The organism is Dorea sp. Marseille-P4042 (assembly GCF_900290215.1).
GTDB lineage: Bacteria > Bacillota > Clostridia > Lachnospirales > Lachnospiraceae > Dorea > Dorea formicigenerans.
Genome location: NZ_OLMI01000003.1, coordinates 901,385 through 918,143, shown reverse-complemented (window position 1 = coordinate 918,143; position 16,759 = coordinate 901,385). Strand labels below are relative to the sequence as shown.

Below are 16,759 nucleotides of genomic sequence, written 5' to 3'. Positions count from 1 at the left end.
GAAGGGAGCGGTCATGGAGGAAAAAATCACGGAGATTTTCATCAATGGTAAAAACACAGTGGCGATGAGCAACATTGACCAGTTTAAAAGACATATTGGCAGTGCGTTCCATGGCATATTTGTTACCGCAAGTGGGACAAAAGCGGCTGTGACAACGGAAAGGGACAAATTTGAGGGGAAGGGGAGCTGAATAGGCGAAGCCTATTTTTTACCGGTTTGTGTTAATTCGTTTGAATCAACTATTATATAGTTTCTATTGACAAAGAAGATTATGACTGCTATACTGATAACATCGTTATTAATAACAATGTTATCAGACGGATAGAAAGGAGGAACATTATGTCTTTGCCAGATCGTAGCATTGATCCGAAAATACTGGACTGCGCCAAAGCGGAATTTCTGGAAAAGGGATTTGCAGACGCTTCTTTACGTTCAATCTGTAGTAAAGCAGGTGTGACAACGGGAGCGTTATATAAGCGCTTTTCAGGAAAAGAGGCTTTATTTGAAGCACTAATATCCCCTACTTTACAAGCGGTTGAAACTTTAGTGTCGCAAACAGAGCAATATGATTATGAACAATTAGATAAAAATCAAATGTGTTCTGTATGGGATAGTTCCGAAAAAACATTAAAAGGTATTATGGGATTTCTATACGAGCATTATGATGGATTTCGATTGCTGTTATGCTATGCGGAAGGTTCTGTTTATTCTGACTTTCTAAATGATTTTGTAGCAGACCATGCTAAACGGACAATGGTGTTTGCAGAAACCGCATATCAAAAAAAGATTTCATCTATTCACCTTGAAGAAGATGAAATACATATGATCTTAACAGCTTACTGGTCCGTTATTTTTGAACCCATTAAACATGAATTACCAAAAGAGAAAGCGTTACAGTATTGTAATACAATCGCAAAACTTTTTAATTGGCAAGCAGTTTTTGGCTTTTAGTCTTGGTTTTAATACAGATCAAGTCTTTATATGACGCAAAAGGTTAGCTCTAACTAATTTAGGGAGGATAAAAAATGGAAGTAAAGAAAAGAAGAACAAAAAATAATGAGAAAATGAATGTGCGCGATTACATAACAGCAGCCATTATGTATGTGCTTATGTTTCTTGTTTATGCCGGCGTCGGAGCGCCCATAGGTATGACAGTGGCAGGTAGCTTATTTGTTTTTGCTGCTTGTGCTGTTGTGTGGGGAACAATATTCATTCTTTTATTTACAAAAGTAAATAAAAAAGGGGTTGTATTATTGTTCGGGCTTATTTGGGCAGCTATGCAGCTTATGAGTTTTTGGGGTGTTGCAATAGTAATTGCTATTGGTGCTGTAATTGCGGAACTATTGTGGGATAAACTGGATCGTCGTAAATTTTCTACTATGCTTTTATGCTTTACTGTTCAGGTGATTTTTCTTTATTTAGGTATGACATTACCACTCATTTTTATGAAAGATATGTATTTAGCTGCAGTATCAGCTTATGCAGACCTCTACTCTACCGTATTTGATATGCTCATTGGCCCTATGTTTTTTGTGGGGTTAGCTGCTACAGTCGTAGGGTGTATAGTTGGAGCATTCCTTGGGAAATTACTTTTAAAAAAGCATTTTGAAAAGGCAGGAATTGTATAAAAATGAATACTAAAATACATCATTTACCTGAATTAGATCCCCGCATGAAATTACTGTTAGTGGTAGTTTTTGCTTCTGTAACATTTAGCGCTCCTAACATATTAGCTTTAATTTGGATATATTTCCTTGTGATTACCCTTTACCTTGCTCGCGGCCTTTGGCAAGGGGCAAAAAAAGCAGGAATACTTTTTACGGTATTCTTGCTTTTAAATCTGCTTCTTTCTTTTGCACCTGAAAGCGGTGTTGCGGCTGGAATTGGAATGATACTTTTTATGCTTGAACGGATCGTTGTATTTTTTGTAATGGGAGCATGGATGGGAAGTCATTTGCGGGTTAGTGATTTTGTAACTGCAATGCAGAGCATGCACGTTCCAAAAGGTGGAACGATTGCGTTAGCTGTGGCATTCCGATATATTCCAACAGTACAAGATGAGTTTCGTTCTATTAAAAATACTATGAAACTGCGTGGAATCGGATTGAATGTAAAAAACGTGGTACTTCACCCAATAAAAACCTGTGAGTATGCGATTGTACCTTTGGTCATTCGTAGCATGACCATATCTGACGAATTGGCTGCTTCTGCTATGACAAGGGGATTAGACTTAGAATCAGAAAGGACTTCTTATAGAGAAGTTCGTTTACGCCTCACAGACTATTTAATTGCTGCTGGCGTTATATTAGCAATAGTTAGTGGTATTGTTATCAGTAAAATGGTATGTGGGAGGTAAATAAAATGATAGAAATTAGTCATGTTTCATTTAAATATGCAAACGCAAAAGAACCTGCTCTCCATGATATAAGCCTTTCTATTCAAAAAGGTGAATTTGTGGTACTCTTGGGAACTTCTGGCTGTGGCAAGACTACAATTACCCGCTTAATCAACCGCCTTGTTCCAGAATTTTTTGAGGGAGAAATGGAAGGGAATATTACTATTGATGGACAAAATACTGACGAATTACGAATTCAAGATTTAGCCGGGATTGTTGGTTCTGTATTTCAAGACCCACGATCTCAATTTTTTGCTACAGATACAACAGCAGAAATTGCTTTTTCTTGTGAAAATGTTGGCTTACCAAGAGAAGAATTGTGCTACCGCATAGAAAGGGCAGCAAATGATTTACAAATTACAAGGTTATTAGAAAGAAGCATTTTTGAACTTTCCAGCGGTGAAAAGCAATCTATCGCTATTGCTTCGGTTTATGCGTTATCTCCTAAAATCCTTGTTTTAGATGAACCGTCTGCGAATTTAGATTCAGCAGCAACTCAACATCTTATGAAAATATTAGATTCTTTAAAAAAGCAAGGATATACGATTGTGATTTCAGAACATCGTGTGCATTATCTTAAAGATATTGCTGATCGAGCGATACTGATCGAAAATGGGAAGATAAAAAAAGAAATTCGTGGAGAGGATTTTCGCAATCTTTCTAACAAAGAAGCAAATGCAATGGGATTACGCAGTATCAATTTGCTATCTGTTTCTCCACGAAGTGTTGACTATCACACGGGAGAAAACCAAATTGAACTGAAAAATATTTCGTATTATTACAGTAAAAGTGACAAGCCACTAAGAAATATAACTTTTTCAGCCGATAAAGGTGCTGTTATAGGTATTATTGGAAATAACGGAGTTGGAAAAAGTACCTTGCTGGAAATTATTTGTGGCTTAAAAAAAGAAATGTTGGGTAATTTTCTTATCAATGGAAAACCAGTTAATCCTAAAATAAGAAACCGCGATACTTTTCTTGTTATGCAAAACAGTGATTATCAGTTATTCACGGAAAGCGTTGAAAAAGAATTATATCTTGGAAACACCGAAAATGAGCTTCTTCGTAAAAAAGGAATATCCCTATTGAAGCGAATGGGACTTTCTGATTATTTACAACAACACCCCGCTTCTCTTTCGGGAGGTCAAAAGCAACGATTGTGTATTGCCGTTGCTTGTATGAAAAATACAGGTGTTATTTGTTTTGACGAACCTACCAGCGGTCTTGATTACATAAGCATGAAGAATGTATCTTCTCTGCTTCACGAACTATCACAGGAGGGAAAAACTCTTTTAGTAACTTCTCACGACTATGAATTTTTGATGTCAACCTGTACGCACATATGCTACCTGAATGCAGGGAAAGTAGAAGATTATTTTGCGGTAAGCCAAAAGACCGCACCCAAAATATATCAAATTTTGTTTCAGAAGGAGGAAAAGAGATGAAAGACAAAGGTATGCTTGGAAGTATCTTTTCTTATGCCAAACCGTGTAAAGGAAAATTAACCTTGTCCGTCATTTGTGCCTTAATCTCTGTGGCAGGCGGCATTATTCCCTTTGTGGCAGCTTATCGTATTATCATTATGTTTTTTGATAATTCCGTTACCGTAGAAGATATTTTCTTCTGGGGAAGTATTTGTATTACCGGATTTATAGTAAAAGCATTGTTTCATGCGATTTCAACGACTTTATCTCATATTTCAGCATATACCATTTTGGAACTTATGAGAAAACGTGTTGCTGAAAAGCTATTAAAAGCTCCTTTGGGAGTAACACAAAATATCAATGCTGGAAAAGTTAAAAACATTGTTGTAGATCAAATCGAGAATATTGAAATCCCGTTAGCCCATGTTATACCGGAAGGCTCTGCTGCTCTTGTGTTGCCTTTAGCAGTATTTGTCTATTTGTGTATGATAGATTTTCGTCTTGCTCTTGCTTCGCTGATTACCATTCCTCTCGCAATGATTCCTTATGGAATGATGTTGGGCGGTTACAATAAGACCTATCAAAAATACATGGAATCCAACGAACACATGAACAATGTGGTCATCGAATATGTAGAAGGAATTGAAGTTGTCAAGGCTTTTAATCAATCTACTTCATCATATGAAAAGTATCGTAAAGCCGTTGAATCCTTTAAAGAAACAACGCTTAACTGGTATAAATCTACATGGAAATTTACAACGTTGGGAGCAGTGATTCTTCCTACCACACTCTTGGGAGTGTTACCTATCGGAACTTTAATGTATCTTTCTGGAACAACTACACTGCCTAAGATTACAATGGCTATGCTTCTTTCTATGGGGCTTGTCAGCAGTTTAGGAAGATTTATTTTGTTTTTTAATCAGCTAAAATCTATTCAGTATTCAATCAATACGGTTAATAAAACCTTCGATATTGGTGAATTGCCTTTAGCGTCCAAAGAGAAAACTATATCCCAACACGATATATGCATGGAACATGTGTCATTCTCTTATACAGGGAAAGAAAATGTAATCCATGATGTTAGTATTAAAATTCCTGAAAATTCCTTTTATGCTCTCGTCGGACCTTCAGGGGGAGGAAAATCTACACTCGCTCGTTTAGTGGCGCGTTTTTGGGACACAACAGAAGGAAACATTTCAATCGGTGGCGTAAATATAAAAGATATTCCATTAACGCAGCTTGCAGATGAAGTGAGCTTTGTTACCCAGGATAACTTTTTATTCAATAGTTCGATTATGGAAAATATACGTTTAGGAAATCCAAAAGCTACTGATACAGAGGTATTAGAGACAGCACGAAAAGCTCAGTGTGACGAGTTTATCAATAAGCTGGAACATGGGTATCAATCTACCGCTGGTGAAGCTGGCGATAAACTGTCTGGTGGTGAACGCCAAAGAATTGCGATTGCAAGAGCAATTTTGAAAAATGCTCCTATCATTATTCTTGATGAAGCGACATCTTTTACAGACCCAGAGAACGAAGCTAAAATTCAGGAGGCTATTGCTGAATTAACAAAAGGAAAAACTTTGCTGGTAATCGCACATAGACTTTCCACAATAAAAAACGCAGACAAAATTGTACTTGTGAAAAACGGGGAAATCATACAAAGCGGAACACATGAAGAATTATTGAAAAACAGTAATCTTTATAAGGATATGTGGCAGGCCCATATCGGCGCTAAAAAATGGTCCGTAAATGTAAACGAGGAGGTGTTGGCATGATTCGCATTTTAAAACGACTTTTTCGTATGATGGCACAATATAAAAAGCGTTTATATCTTGGAATCGTATTATCCATGATAAATAACATTCTTGGAATTGTTCCTATCGTATGTGGGGTTTGGGTAATAAAAACAATTTTAGATGATATAAATGGCAGCACTGTTTTAAATCAAAATTTTGTTTTTATGCTTATAGGAATTATCGTTGGCACAATTCTTCTCCGTTGGTTACTTGCTTATATAAGAGCAACGAAGCAAGATAGTATCGCCCACGAAGTTACAAGTACCGAACGCCTAAAAATTGGAGATATTCTAAAACGTGTTTCTCTTGGCTTTTTACAGCGTAAAAATATGGGGGAACTGACAACTGCGATTACAACAGATTTAGCTTTTTTTGAAATGCAAGCTATGAATGTTATTAACAATATTGTAGATAGTTACATATTCTTGCTGATAACGATTGTTTTTCTGCTGTTCTTTTCGCCCGCACTTGGGATTTCAGCTTTAATCGCTGTAATTATATCTTCTATCGGCTTACAGCTTATTGAACATCAAAGCCGTAAAAATTCTCCTATTCGTCAGGAGAGTATTAACGAAATGGCCGATGAAATTGTCCAATATGTCAGAGGTATGGCAGTGGTAAAGTCTTTCAAACAGGAAGGCGTCGCTTCGGAAGGGCTTTATAAGGCTTACAAAAAATCAAAAGACATCAATATCCGTATGGAGAAAAATTTTGCTCCTTGTGACGCGCTTCATCGCTTTGGTCTTTATATGGGAACAAGTGCAATTACCATTTTAACCGCGTTAATGGCACTGCACGGAACGATGGAGCTTCCTATGGCGCTTATGTTGATTGTTTACAGCTACGTTATGTTTAACACAATCGAAGCAGCAAATAATTCTCTGCATATTTTAGAAATGTTGGACACTGTTGCCGAAAAGCTGCAAAGTATTGATAATGCTGAATTTATCGACAAAGATGGAAAAAATATTTTAATCAATCACTTTGACATTGAATTTAAGGACGTTTCTTTCGGTTATGACAGCCGTGAAGTATTAAGTCATGTTTCATTTACTATTCCGGAAAATACAACGACTGCAATCGTTGGACCGTCTGGCAGCGGTAAAACCACTATTTGTAACCTTTTAGCAAGATTTTATGATGTTAAAAAAGGTTATATAACCGTCGGTGGGCAAAATGTAAAAGATTTTACCTGTGATTCACTTTTAAAAAATATAAGCATGGTATTTCAGAATGTTTATCTTTTCCACGATACCATACGCAATAATATTCTTTTTGGCGCACCCAATGCAACAGAAGAAGAAATGATTGCAGCGGCAAAAGCTGCGAGATGTCACGATTTCATTATGGCACTTCCTGATGGATATGATACTTTGATTGGAGAAGGGGGCTCTACTCTTTCTGGCGGTGAAAAGCAAAGAATATCTATCGCCCGTGCGATCTTAAAAAATGCGCCTATTGTTATTTTAGACGAAGCCACGGCCAGTGTTGATCCTGAAAATGAACATCTTATTCAGCAAGCGATCAGTAATCTCACTCATGGGAAAACAATTATTGTCATTGCTCACCGTCTTGCCACTATCGAAAATGCCGATCAAATATTAGTTGTAGATGAAGGTAAGATTACTCAACGCGGCACGCATAAACAATTATCTGCACAGGAAGGCATTTATAGGCGATTTATCAATATCAGAGAAAAAGCCGAAGGGTGGTCTATTGGATAATTCGTAAAGAAAGGAGTTGTCGTTTTATGGAAACAAAATGGACAGGAAAAGGACTTGGAATCACAGTTGGATTTTCATTGATTTACTTTGTAATTACTATGCTTGTAATGATGTCCGGTTCTTTTACCCCACTTACATGGATTTTTATGACTGCATTGATCGGACTACTGGCCGGAGTTCCTTATATGTATATTACTGCAAGGGAACAAATTTTTGGTGTTTCCATTATAATGAACCTAATCGTTGGGCTTATTTACTTCATTGCAGGAGAATTATCAAATTTGGTTATTGTTACTTTGATTGCAAGTGCAATATTAGCTGAAATTATCAGAAAGTTAAGTGGATATAAAAGTTTAAAGGGCAATCTATGCAGCTATATTCTATTTGCATTTGGTATGTCTGGCTCACCTATCTATATTTGGGCTTTCCGTGATTATACCATTCAAAAGGCTGCGGAAGAAATGTCGGCTGAATATGCTGCGTCTATGGACGCTATGGCAACGCCTTTTATGTTGGCTGTTATGATTGTTGCTACAATCATCTTAGCTATAATAGGTGGGTTAATTGGTGAAGCTATATTAAAAAAGGAACTTTCTATTGTTGGAGTAAAGTAGTATATCATGTGACAATATCATTCTTTAAAAGGGGTATGCTATTTGTCCTTAACTTCATCAATGGAGGATTATTTGAAAGCAATCTTAGTCCTCCATCAACAACATGGTTATGTTCGCTGTGTAGATGTTGCGGACTATTTAGGGGTTAGCAAGCCCTCTGTAAGCAGAGCAGTAAAGGAACTCACAAAATCCGGCCATATTATCAAAAAGGACGGTACCCTTTATTTGACGCAGCAAGGCCGACAATATGCCGAACAAATATGTGAACGGTACCTGTTCTTTACCGCAAGACTTGTAGACGCTGGCGTAGATCGTAAAACTGCAGAGCATGACGCTTGTAATATTGAACACGCCATAAGTGCAGAGGCTTTTCAAAAATTAAAAAACTCTTTAACGAACAAATAGCGAAGGTGGTGATAGCATGGGAAATTAGCTGTACTTGATTTAGCGGAGAATGGCAGACAAATTGGTGAAAAGCTGTTCGTCTTTCTTACCGTAGATCAGAAAAAGGAATTGATGCAGTTTGTTCTTGAAGGTAAAACGGACGGTGCAATGGTCATCACACAGAATCCTACCCTTGCTCCGGCAGTGCAGAAATCAAAGTATGAACCGAAAGTACAGGAAGCCGATGTCAGTGTCAGTTCCGACACAGTTAAGGACGCTACCGCTTTCTTGGAAACATTCTTTAAGCTGTACCCGACAGCTACGGAAAAGGAACTTGCCTATTATGTCAAAGATGGCGTGCTTGCTCCTGTATCCGGCGATTATGTATTTTCGGAACTGCTAAACCCTGTCTTTACCAAAGACGGCGACAACCTCAAGGTCAGCGTGTCCGTAAAGTATCTGGATAACAAGTCGAAAATGACACAAATCTCACAATATGAGCTTGTACTTCATAAGGACGATAACTGGAAGATTGTAGAATAAATATTACAGCAGAATAGTATGGTAATTTATTGTTTTATCTATACTATTCTGCATTTTGTTGTGATATAGTATGAATTAAAATATAAAAATCGGGAGTTGTAAAGGAGGACTATGTATGCGTATTTGGAAAGCAATATTTACCGTTTTAACGATTATTTCTGCTTCTTTAGGACTGATGAATATAATCTCCTATGATGTTACAATGCCAATCATGTTTGTTTTTATGGGATTATCACTTTTGACAAATGCAAAGGATTGTTATGATAAAGGGGCAAAGAAAGATGCTATGATATTTGTAGGTGTAGCAATTTTTGTCTATGCAGTTACAGCGTATAATTTGATAAGCAGATTTATGTAAATTCCTGTTTTATTGCCTAAGAAATTGAGGAGAATTCATTGCAAAGGTGATGAAGTGGTACTTGAAGATATGCTTTTGTGTTTGAACAGCAACTGTTACGGTAAGTAACAGCATCGTCACAATGCGTATATGGTCGAGCAATGTGTGCGGTAATATACTATATTCAGAAAAAAGAATGGAGAGTGAATTGTATGACAATGGGAGAAAGAATAAAACAACTACGAAGTGCAAAAGGGTTTACACAAGAAATGCTTGCAGAAAAAATGAATGTGTCCCGTTCTGCGATTGCAAAATGGGAAGCAGACGGCGGTATTCCTGATGTTGATAACCTGATACAACTGTCATTTGTTTTTAACATTAGTGTAGATGAACTGGTCGGAAATTCTGCAACCACCGAACATAGTAAAAGAGCCGAAACGACAAATTATGAAGTACATGACTTTGGGAGTCAACTTCATGATATAGAACTTAGCGGCTGGAATGACGGCGTGTCTGGTGTCTATATCATTGCAGAAGATCAGAATTTCTTATACTATTATCAATCATCAGATAAATCATGCGGCGTATATGGAGTGATTGGGAAAAAACATATTATGTCTGTTTCACCAGTCAAAGGAAAGAAACCTACGATACTCTGTATTAAAAAAGTCAGTCGAGAGTATTTTTGCGACAAACCCGTGAAGATAGAACTGGCAAAAAGAGATGGATTGATAAAAGGTTTTTTTGATTTTCGAGACGATGCTTACCGTAATGTCGTGATCTGCTCATTTGGGGATGATACATTGCATTTGAAATTTGGTGGGACTCTGAATCTTGCTGATATAACCAAAATTGAAGAACTTATTGATTTGTGACAAATTGGAGCAACTGAATATCATATAAGCAGAAGAACGAAAAGACCAAGGGACAATTATAATGGAAAACAAGATAATATTGATTGAAGATGATGAAGAAATCAGAGAAATGATAAACGATTATTTATCAGGAGAATTTGAAGTGACATCTTTTAATGATGGTATGACGGCTATCCGGGGAATTACAAGTTATGATGAATATGCGCTTCGGTTCGTAGAATTAAGAAAATTGAAGATTCTGGAAGAACTACAAAGAATGCTTAAAAATCGAGTGCTCGGGAATTTATTTTCTATGTGTGTGTATTTTATGCTTCATTGCACCAAAACTTAGAAAAATAACAGGGCATGATAAAATTCCAGTATGTAGAACAGTTTAATAAATCAGTAATTATAATGGAGGGATTTGCATGAAAGGAATTAAGATCGAGTTATTGGGTATTGCAACAATACTTTTAGGAGTTGCTTTGACAACAAACAATTTCTTTGGATATGTTCTTGGTGTTCTTGGATTTGGAATAGCTGTGGCTGGCTGTTTTCTGAAAGATAAGGACAAATAACTTCCGGTTTGTAAAAAACTAATGAGTTATATACGAAAGTATTCATTATTTTTTATATTTTGTGGTATTATCGAATGGAAATAAATTTATTCAGAAAGGTTGTGGTTATATGTTGGGTATCAAAAAACGTGATACAAAACAAGTGTTTAAAGCGATTGCACATCAACAGGGTGTTTCCGTATCAGAAGTAAAAGAACGTATTCAGTCAACCATTGATGAAATGTATTACAGCGATGACCCAGATGTGCAAGCTGAATTTTCAAGTTATTTCGGAAAGAAACGACCTACACCAGAAGAATACGTTTATACGATAGCAACAAAAATTAAATACTGATTTATGAAAAATCATCACTTCTTTAACCTGTACATTAAATGTGCAGGTCTTTTTTGTCGTTTTTTATCGAATTGAACAATTTTTGCCTTTCTCGTCGGCTATATAGTGAGGGCAAATATAAATTTTATCTAAAATAGCGATTATTTTTTCAAATCACTTAGCAACTGCCCTGTTTTTTTCTTATATGGAGTGGAAAGAGGGATAGATACAAAACAGCACAGGGGGGAGGTGAGAACGTGAAACCATCTGACTTCCAGAAAACTGTAATGTGTCGTTTTGATAGTTGTTTAAAAAAACTGTTTTCGGAGTTGTAAAAGATTACTACAAAGAGTTGAAAAAGAATCAAGCAGAAGCTATCCCCTTTTGTGAGCTTCCCGACATTATCATAGATAAAGTTGCTATATGGGATACATATAAAACGGATTACACGACTTTCAATATATGTGGACATGACATTTATGTATATGACGATGAGCTGGCAAAAGTCATTAGAGGAGGAACATTAGTATTTGAAACAAAAACGTTCGTATAAGAAGCCATCATTTTATGTGATTTCATCGGCTATGGACGGCGACAAAATTTCCATTGATAAAATCTTAGATTTCTATGACCCGTATATATCAAAAAGCTGTATTCGCCCATTATATGATGAATACGGAAATGTATATATCGCTGTGGATATGGAGTTAAAAGGTCGTATCAGAGAAGCCATTATGAAAATGATATTGGAATTTGACATAAAAATCGAATAGGTAATATCTGCGGAACGCTTCATATAAGCACTTCCCTCTTTCCTGTTCCGCTTACTTCTTAGCTTGCCATTTTGTATCAGTCTATTTAACAAAACAGATTGATACAGGCTGACAAGAGCCTAATAGTTCTTTGACAACTGAATAATGCAGACAGATACGTTTGTGTTTGCAGTGAGCCATCAGAGATTGTACGCCGTGACTTTTCCAATCGGGAGATAGCGATTCATGCAATGATCTGGGAGCGACCGTTGGAAAAGTTGTTCTGCCATGACCTGCAACACAGGATAATGATACACCCGTATGACACGGTTCAGCCCACAGGAATGGGAATGGTTGAGATACCAGTGGAGCTTGCCAAAGTCATTTGTCTGCATATAAAAAGTATTAGCAAAAGTGTTAGCAACGGCAAAAAACATATCCGCAAGAGTTATTGATATGCTATAATGACCTTGTTAAACGTATGTATTTTGCTGTTATCACACGGAAAGGAGTTATTATTACTCGTGATAAGCAATGCTTTTGAAACAATCAGCTTCAAAGTAATTTTTCAAAAGTGTTAGCAAATCTTCAAAAATCTGCTGATATTTTTTCAAAATAAAAAAAGTGTTAGCAAACTCTTCTACTCAAACAGTCATAAAAATATCGAATTACAAATTCTGAAAATCAAAAGAAATTGCAAAATATAAATTGAATATGTTCTTATCCGACAGGTTATAAGCCAAAAACAAAAGAAGCTGAAAACCTCGATAAATCGAGGCTTTCAGCGTTGTTTGCTGGCGTCCCAGACAGGAATCGAACCTGCGACGTTTCGCTTAGGAGTATGGCTTACCACCTCATACACGGTAGCCTAACATAACTTCTGATACCGTATAACCCTTGTAAAATCAAGGTTTTTCAACGATTAGCTTGTTATATCGTGATACTCCATAACACCTTAAATTTGCTAAGATTAAACCGTCCAATTAGCAAACTCTTAGCAAGGCAAGGTCTATCGCTTTGGTTCCCCACCAACGATTATCAACTACTTATAGGTCTATATTACTGCATAGTATGCCTTATGTCAAACCTTGAAATATAACAGAATACAGTCCCTCAACGCCATAGGCTCTCAACTTCCTATGGCGTTTTTTTATACCCATTTTTCAGAAAGGAGCCTATCCCATGAATTTAACTGAAAATGAAAAGAGAATGGTTTACCAAGTAGAAAGCACCTGCCAGGCAGCCATTCTGAACGAGATCGCCATGAATAAGCGATATGCCCCAAACCCGGAAATCCGGCAGACCGCAGAAAGCCTTTTGTCAAAACTGCGTCTGCTCTCTGACAAGGAGTGTATGGCTCTGGTAAATGATGTTCAGAAGAATTACCGCCTGCCGGGGAAAGCCCGAACCATCGGGGAAATGCTTGCAGAGGCAAGGCAGAAGTCCGGGGCGGAGAAACTGGCCGGCCATGACATTATGGCTCTGGAGCGTTTTGACCCTGACACCCGCCACATGATCGTCTTCGATGTTCTCTCCCATGAGTCCCCTATGGGATACAAAGGTGAGCGTATGCGGCTGTTCCTCACCGAGCAGGGATACCAGAAAGCCAGGGAGAACCAGGACAGGGGATTTATCAAGATCAGAAACCACGCCAAAGTGACTGCGGGAAACCTCCGCTATGACACAAAAGACCGTGACCTCTGAAAAGTACCCTCTTTTGGGGCGAAAATCATCCCTTTTCCTCTCTGTATGCCTCCCGACCATAACGGACAGAGGAATTTATCCCCTTGCCCTAACGGAAACGGCACAGAGGAAAAATCATAAGAAAAACGACCTTTTTAGAAAACGGAAAGGAGGTGTCCGATTATGGCAGTTTTCCGCATAGAGAAAACCCGTGACTATACCGTGATGGCAAACCACCATCTGCGGAACACGAAACTCTCCCTCAAAGCAAAGGGGCTTCTCTCCCTCATGCTCTCCCTCCCGGAGGACTGGGACTACACCACCAAAGGGCTTGCGAAGATATGCAAGGACGGTGTGGACAGCATTTGCTCAACCGTCAATGAGCTGGAGGAACACGGCTATGTGATACGAGAGCGTATCCGAAACGCCAAAGGGCAGCTTACGGATATTCAGTACACCATTTTAGAGCAGCCTAAGCCGCCCCAGCCGGGACAGGGAAAACCTAAACAGGAAAATCCAGTTTTGGATAGTCCAGTCCTGGGAACTCCAAAGCAGGAAGAACCTGAACAGGGAAACCCCGCACAATTAAATACTAAGAAATCAAGTAACCAGGGATTAAATACTGATTTATCAAATACGGAGGTATCAAATCCTATCCAATCAAATCCGTATGAGGATGAGCTGCAGGCGGCGGATGGGATGGGAACGGATACGAGGTCTTCCAGAGAGATTTATCGGGAGATCATCCTGGAAAATATCGAGTACCGCCATCTGGTCCAAAATAACCAGATCGACAGAGAGCGGCTTGACGAACTGGTGGAGCTGATCGTGGACACGGTCTGTTCCGCAAGAAAGACCATCCGTATTGCCGGAGACGATTATCCGGCGGAGGTGGTAAAATCCCGCTTTATGAAACTGGACAGTTCCCATATCGAATATGTGCTTTCCAGTATGCAGGAGAATACCACCTATGTCCGCAACATCAAGAAATATCTGCTGGCAGCCCTGTATAATGCACCATCCACCATCAGCAGCTACTACACTTCCCTGGTGAACCATGACCTGTACGGCGGAGGGGAAAGGAGGTAACCCATGCAGGAAGAAGTAACCCAGAAAACAATGGCACTTGCCATCACCACTTCCAGAATGACCGCCTCCGTCCTTGCTAAGGCCATGCGGAAGTTTTTGGAGGCGCAGAAAAACAAAAGCCACCAGCTCCCCAAAGGGAAACAGACCCTAAAGGAGCTGATGAAACACAACACAGGAGTTTCTAACCTGGAGATCACCAACGACAACATCCGGGCATTTTCTGCCACCGCTAAGAAGTACGGCATTGATTTTGCCCTGAAAAAAGACAGCAGCACGCAGCCGCCCCGGTACCTGGTATTCTTCAAAGGCCGGGACGCCGATGTTATGACGGCGGCTTTTAAGGAGTTTTCCGCAAAGCAGCTCTCCCAGGAGAAAAAGCCCTCCATCCGAAAACTCTTATCCAGCATGAAAGAGCTGGCACAGAAAAAGGATAAGGTTTTGGACCGCACCAAACACAAGGACAGGGGGATGGAGCTATGAAACAGGTAAATGTGAAAAAGCTGCTGATCTTAAATCTCCCCTATCTGCTCTTTGTGTGGCTGTTCGATAAGGCAGCCCAGACGGTACGGCTCTCTCCCGGAGCTGACCTCTCCGGCAAACTGCTGAACCTGGGCAGCGGATTTTCTCAGGCTATGGAGAGCATTGCTCCCAGTTTCCATCCGGCAGACCTGCTTGTGGGGCTGATCGGTGCGGTGGTAATCCGGCTGATTATCTACACCAAAGGGAAAAACGCAAAGAAATACCGCAAAGGTATGGAGTACGGTTCTGCAAGATGGGGAACTGCCGAAGATATAAAGCCCTACATAGACCCCGTATTTGAGAATAACGTACTACTGACCCAGACGGAGCGGCTGATGATGTCGAACCGCCCAAAGAACCCAAAGTATGCCAGGAATAAAAATATCCTGGTAATCGGCGGCTCCGGCAGCGGCAAGACCAGGTTCTTTGTAAAGCCCAACCTCATGCAGCTCCATTCCTCGTATGTTGTTACGGACCCGAAAGGAACCCTCATTCTGGAAACAGGCTCTCTCCTGGTGCGGGCAGGCTACAAGGTCAAGGTGCTGAACACGATCAACTTTAAGAAGTCCATGCACTATAACCCATTCGCCTATCTGCGGAGTGAAAAGGATATTTTGAAACTTACCAACACCATCATAGCCAACACCAAAGGCGACGGTGAAAAATCTTCCGAGGATTTCTGGGTCAAGGCGGAACGCCTCCTGTACTGCGCCCTGATCGGCTACATCTGGTATGAGGCCCCGGAGGAAGAAAAGAACTTCATCACCCTATTGGAGATGATAAACGCAAGCGAGGCCAGGGAGGACGACGAGGAATTTCAAAGTCCTGTTGATCTGATGTTCTCCCGGCTGGAGGAAAAGGAGCCGGACCATTTCGCTGTCAAACAGTATAAGAAATACAAGCTGGCTGCAGGCAAAACGGCAAAGTCCATCCTGATTAGCTGCGGAGCCCGGCTTGCCCCATTCGATATTAAGGAACTGCGGGATTTGATGGAGTATGATGATTTGGAACTTGATACCCTGGGCGACCGAAAAACTGCTCTGTTCCTCATTATGAGCGACACGGACACCACCTTTAATTTCGTGATCGCCATGCTCCAGAGCCAGCTTTTCAATCTGCTCTGCGACAAGGCAGATGATGAATACGGCGGCAGGCTGCCGGTTCATGTACGGTGTATCCTGGATGAGTTCGCCAACATTGGACAGATACCAAACTTTGATAAACTGATCGCCACCATCCGAAGCCGGGAAATCTCGGCTTCTATTATTTTACAGTCACAGTCACAGCTAAAGACCATCTACAAGGACGCCGCAGATACCATTGTCGGCAACTGCGACACTACCTTGTTTTTGGGAGGCAAGGAGAAATCCACGCTCAAAGAGCTCTCGGAAATCCTGGGGAAAGAGACCATTGACAGTTTCAACACCTCAGAGAACCGGGGGACGCAGGTTTCCCACGGCCTCAATTATCAGAAATTAGGAAAGGAGTTGATGAGCCAGGACGAGATCGCGGTCATGGACGGAGGCAAGTGTATCCTGCAGGTGCGGGGTACTCGGCCGTTTTTATCGGACAAGTTCGATATTACAGCCCATAAGAATTACAAATACCTTGCCGACGCCGACAAGAAAAATGAGTTTGATGTGGAACGGTACATGAAACGGCGCCCTGCGGTGGTAAAGCCGGAGGAACCTTTTGAAATGTACGAACTGGAAATAGAACCTGACAGCGATAACGAAAAAAATTAGGAG

The 16,759-nt window shown here is 39.8% G+C and carries 19 protein-coding genes and 2 pseudogenes; 20 read left to right on the top strand and 1 reads right to left on the bottom strand.

The genetic code is table 11. The features are described from left to right. Positions 1 to 175: pseudogene (locus tag C7E02_RS20770) on the bottom strand (transposase zinc-binding domain-containing protein); the annotation flags it as partial. 164 nt (positions 176 to 339) lie between these two features. Here C7E02_RS20770 and C7E02_RS18050 point away from each other — a divergent pair. From C7E02_RS18050 to C7E02_RS17945, 20 genes and pseudogenes are all read left to right on the top strand, one after another. After that, entirely contained in the window at positions 340 to 951 is a 612-nt protein-coding gene (locus tag C7E02_RS18050) for a TetR/AcrR family transcriptional regulator (protein ID WP_105310340.1), read from the top strand. Between the two features lie 74 nt (positions 952 to 1,025). After that, positions 1,026 to 1,628: an MptD family putative ECF transporter S component gene (locus tag C7E02_RS18045; protein WP_005341978.1), complete on the top strand. Its 603-nt coding sequence runs from the start codon at positions 1,026 to 1,028 to the stop codon at positions 1,626 to 1,628. A 2-nt stretch (positions 1,629 to 1,630) separates the two neighbouring features. Then, positions 1,631 to 2,356 (top strand): energy-coupling factor transporter transmembrane component T, encoded by a 726-nt coding sequence (locus C7E02_RS18040; protein ID WP_105310339.1) that lies wholly within the window; start codon positions 1,631 to 1,633, stop codon positions 2,354 to 2,356. Positions 2,357 to 2,361: 5 nt separating this feature from the next. Continuing rightward, on the top strand, positions 2,362 to 3,840 hold the full coding sequence (locus tag C7E02_RS18035) for an ABC transporter ATP-binding protein (protein WP_005341974.1): 1,479 nt from the start codon (positions 2,362 to 2,364) through the stop codon (positions 3,838 to 3,840). After that, the gene (locus tag C7E02_RS18030) at positions 3,837 to 5,600 is read left to right on the top strand and encodes an ABC transporter ATP-binding protein (protein ID WP_105310338.1); all 1,764 of its coding nucleotides are present in this window, start codon (positions 3,837 to 3,839) and stop codon (positions 5,598 to 5,600) included. The genes C7E02_RS18035 and C7E02_RS18030 overlap by 4 nt, the downstream gene beginning before the upstream one ends. Then, positions 5,597 to 7,345 (top strand): ABC transporter ATP-binding protein, encoded by a 1,749-nt coding sequence (locus C7E02_RS18025; RefSeq protein WP_029730629.1) that lies wholly within the window; start codon positions 5,597 to 5,599, stop codon positions 7,343 to 7,345. The genes C7E02_RS18030 and C7E02_RS18025 overlap by 4 nt, the downstream gene beginning before the upstream one ends. 26 nt (positions 7,346 to 7,371) lie before the next feature. Then, the gene (locus C7E02_RS18020) at positions 7,372 to 7,959 is read left to right on the top strand and encodes an MptD family putative ECF transporter S component (protein WP_105310337.1); all 588 of its coding nucleotides are present in this window, start codon (positions 7,372 to 7,374) and stop codon (positions 7,957 to 7,959) included. Positions 7,960 to 8,019: 60 nt separating this feature from the next. Then, positions 8,020 to 8,364, top strand: a complete 345-nt coding sequence (locus C7E02_RS18015) for a metal-dependent transcriptional regulator (protein ID WP_334293811.1) — start codon at positions 8,020 to 8,022, stop codon at positions 8,362 to 8,364. A 138-nt stretch (positions 8,365 to 8,502) separates the two neighbouring features. Next, a pseudogene (locus C7E02_RS18010) lies at positions 8,503 to 8,886 on the top strand (conjugal transfer protein); the annotation flags it as partial. Between the two features lie 115 nt (positions 8,887 to 9,001). Beyond that, positions 9,002 to 9,244: a hypothetical protein gene (locus tag C7E02_RS18005; protein ID WP_005341963.1), complete on the top strand. Its 243-nt coding sequence runs from the start codon at positions 9,002 to 9,004 to the stop codon at positions 9,242 to 9,244. A 191-nt stretch (positions 9,245 to 9,435) separates the two neighbouring features. Then, positions 9,436 to 10,098 (top strand): helix-turn-helix domain-containing protein, encoded by a 663-nt coding sequence (locus C7E02_RS18000; RefSeq protein ID WP_005341961.1) that lies wholly within the window; start codon positions 9,436 to 9,438, stop codon positions 10,096 to 10,098. 61 nt (positions 10,099 to 10,159) lie between these two features. Continuing rightward, positions 10,160 to 10,429, top strand: a complete 270-nt coding sequence (locus tag C7E02_RS19490; protein WP_029730626.1) for a hypothetical protein — start codon at positions 10,160 to 10,162, stop codon at positions 10,427 to 10,429. A 76-nt stretch (positions 10,430 to 10,505) separates the two neighbouring features. Next, on the top strand, positions 10,506 to 10,655 hold the full coding sequence (locus C7E02_RS19485) for a hypothetical protein (RefSeq protein ID WP_005341956.1): 150 nt from the start codon (positions 10,506 to 10,508) through the stop codon (positions 10,653 to 10,655). Between the two features lie 109 nt (positions 10,656 to 10,764). Further along, positions 10,765 to 10,989: a sporulation initiation factor Spo0A C-terminal domain-containing protein gene (locus tag C7E02_RS17990; protein WP_029730625.1), complete on the top strand. Its 225-nt coding sequence runs from the start codon at positions 10,765 to 10,767 to the stop codon at positions 10,987 to 10,989. Between the two features lie 283 nt (positions 10,990 to 11,272). After that, positions 11,273 to 11,521 (top strand): hypothetical protein, encoded by a 249-nt coding sequence (locus tag C7E02_RS17985; protein ID WP_438368335.1) that lies wholly within the window; start codon positions 11,273 to 11,275, stop codon positions 11,519 to 11,521. Between the two features lie 31 nt (positions 11,522 to 11,552). Continuing rightward, positions 11,553 to 11,741, top strand: coding sequence for a helix-turn-helix domain-containing protein (locus tag C7E02_RS17980; RefSeq protein ID WP_005334926.1), 189 nt, complete (start codon positions 11,553 to 11,555; stop codon positions 11,739 to 11,741). Positions 11,742 to 12,902: 1,161 nt separating this feature from the next. Beyond that, positions 12,903 to 13,424: a DUF5720 family protein gene (locus tag C7E02_RS20600; protein WP_105310335.1), complete on the top strand. Its 522-nt coding sequence runs from the start codon at positions 12,903 to 12,905 to the stop codon at positions 13,422 to 13,424. Between the two features lie 162 nt (positions 13,425 to 13,586). Next, a complete protein-coding gene (locus tag C7E02_RS17955; protein WP_105310334.1) occupies positions 13,587 to 14,492 on the top strand; it encodes a DUF6017 domain-containing protein in 906 nt (301 codons plus the stop codon). Positions 14,493 to 14,495: 3 nt separating this feature from the next. Further along, positions 14,496 to 14,972, top strand: coding sequence for a PcfB family protein (locus C7E02_RS17950; RefSeq protein WP_105310333.1), 477 nt, complete (start codon positions 14,496 to 14,498; stop codon positions 14,970 to 14,972). Beyond that, positions 14,969 to 16,756: a VirD4-like conjugal transfer protein, CD1115 family gene (locus C7E02_RS17945; RefSeq protein WP_105310332.1), complete on the top strand. Its 1,788-nt coding sequence runs from the start codon at positions 14,969 to 14,971 to the stop codon at positions 16,754 to 16,756. The genes C7E02_RS17950 and C7E02_RS17945 overlap by 4 nt, the downstream gene beginning before the upstream one ends. The last annotated feature ends 3 nt before the right edge of the window (positions 16,757 to 16,759 follow it).

Coding starts and splice junctions, on each gene's coding strand:
- C7E02_RS18030 (WP_105310338.1), top strand. CDS start 3,837: ATGAAAGACAAAGGTATGCTTGGAAGTATCTTTTCTTATGCCAAACCG.
- C7E02_RS19490 (WP_029730626.1), top strand. CDS start 10,160: ATGGAAAACAAGATAATATTGATTGAAGATGATGAAGAAATCAGAGAA.
- C7E02_RS18040 (WP_105310339.1), top strand. CDS start 1,631: ATGAATACTAAAATACATCATTTACCTGAATTAGATCCCCGCATGAAA.
- C7E02_RS17950 (WP_105310333.1), top strand. CDS start 14,496: ATGCAGGAAGAAGTAACCCAGAAAACAATGGCACTTGCCATCACCACT.
- C7E02_RS17955 (WP_105310334.1), top strand. CDS start 13,587: ATGGCAGTTTTCCGCATAGAGAAAACCCGTGACTATACCGTGATGGCA.
- C7E02_RS18015 (WP_334293811.1), top strand. CDS start 8,020: ATGGAGGATTATTTGAAAGCAATCTTAGTCCTCCATCAACAACATGGT.
- C7E02_RS17980 (WP_005334926.1), top strand. CDS start 11,553: ATGGACGGCGACAAAATTTCCATTGATAAAATCTTAGATTTCTATGAC.
- C7E02_RS18005 (WP_005341963.1), top strand. CDS start 9,002: ATGCGTATTTGGAAAGCAATATTTACCGTTTTAACGATTATTTCTGCT.
- C7E02_RS19485 (WP_005341956.1), top strand. CDS start 10,506: ATGAAAGGAATTAAGATCGAGTTATTGGGTATTGCAACAATACTTTTA.
- C7E02_RS18035 (WP_005341974.1), top strand. CDS start 2,362: ATGATAGAAATTAGTCATGTTTCATTTAAATATGCAAACGCAAAAGAA.
- C7E02_RS17990 (WP_029730625.1), top strand. CDS start 10,765: ATGTTGGGTATCAAAAAACGTGATACAAAACAAGTGTTTAAAGCGATT.
- C7E02_RS18045 (WP_005341978.1), top strand. CDS start 1,026: ATGGAAGTAAAGAAAAGAAGAACAAAAAATAATGAGAAAATGAATGTG.
- C7E02_RS17945 (WP_105310332.1), top strand. CDS start 14,969: ATGAAACAGGTAAATGTGAAAAAGCTGCTGATCTTAAATCTCCCCTAT.
- C7E02_RS18000 (WP_005341961.1), top strand. CDS start 9,436: ATGACAATGGGAGAAAGAATAAAACAACTACGAAGTGCAAAAGGGTTT.
- C7E02_RS18020 (WP_105310337.1), top strand. CDS start 7,372: ATGGAAACAAAATGGACAGGAAAAGGACTTGGAATCACAGTTGGATTT.
- C7E02_RS20600 (WP_105310335.1), top strand. CDS start 12,903: ATGAATTTAACTGAAAATGAAAAGAGAATGGTTTACCAAGTAGAAAGC.
- C7E02_RS18025 (WP_029730629.1), top strand. CDS start 5,597: ATGATTCGCATTTTAAAACGACTTTTTCGTATGATGGCACAATATAAA.
- C7E02_RS18050 (WP_105310340.1), top strand. CDS start 340: ATGTCTTTGCCAGATCGTAGCATTGATCCGAAAATACTGGACTGCGCC.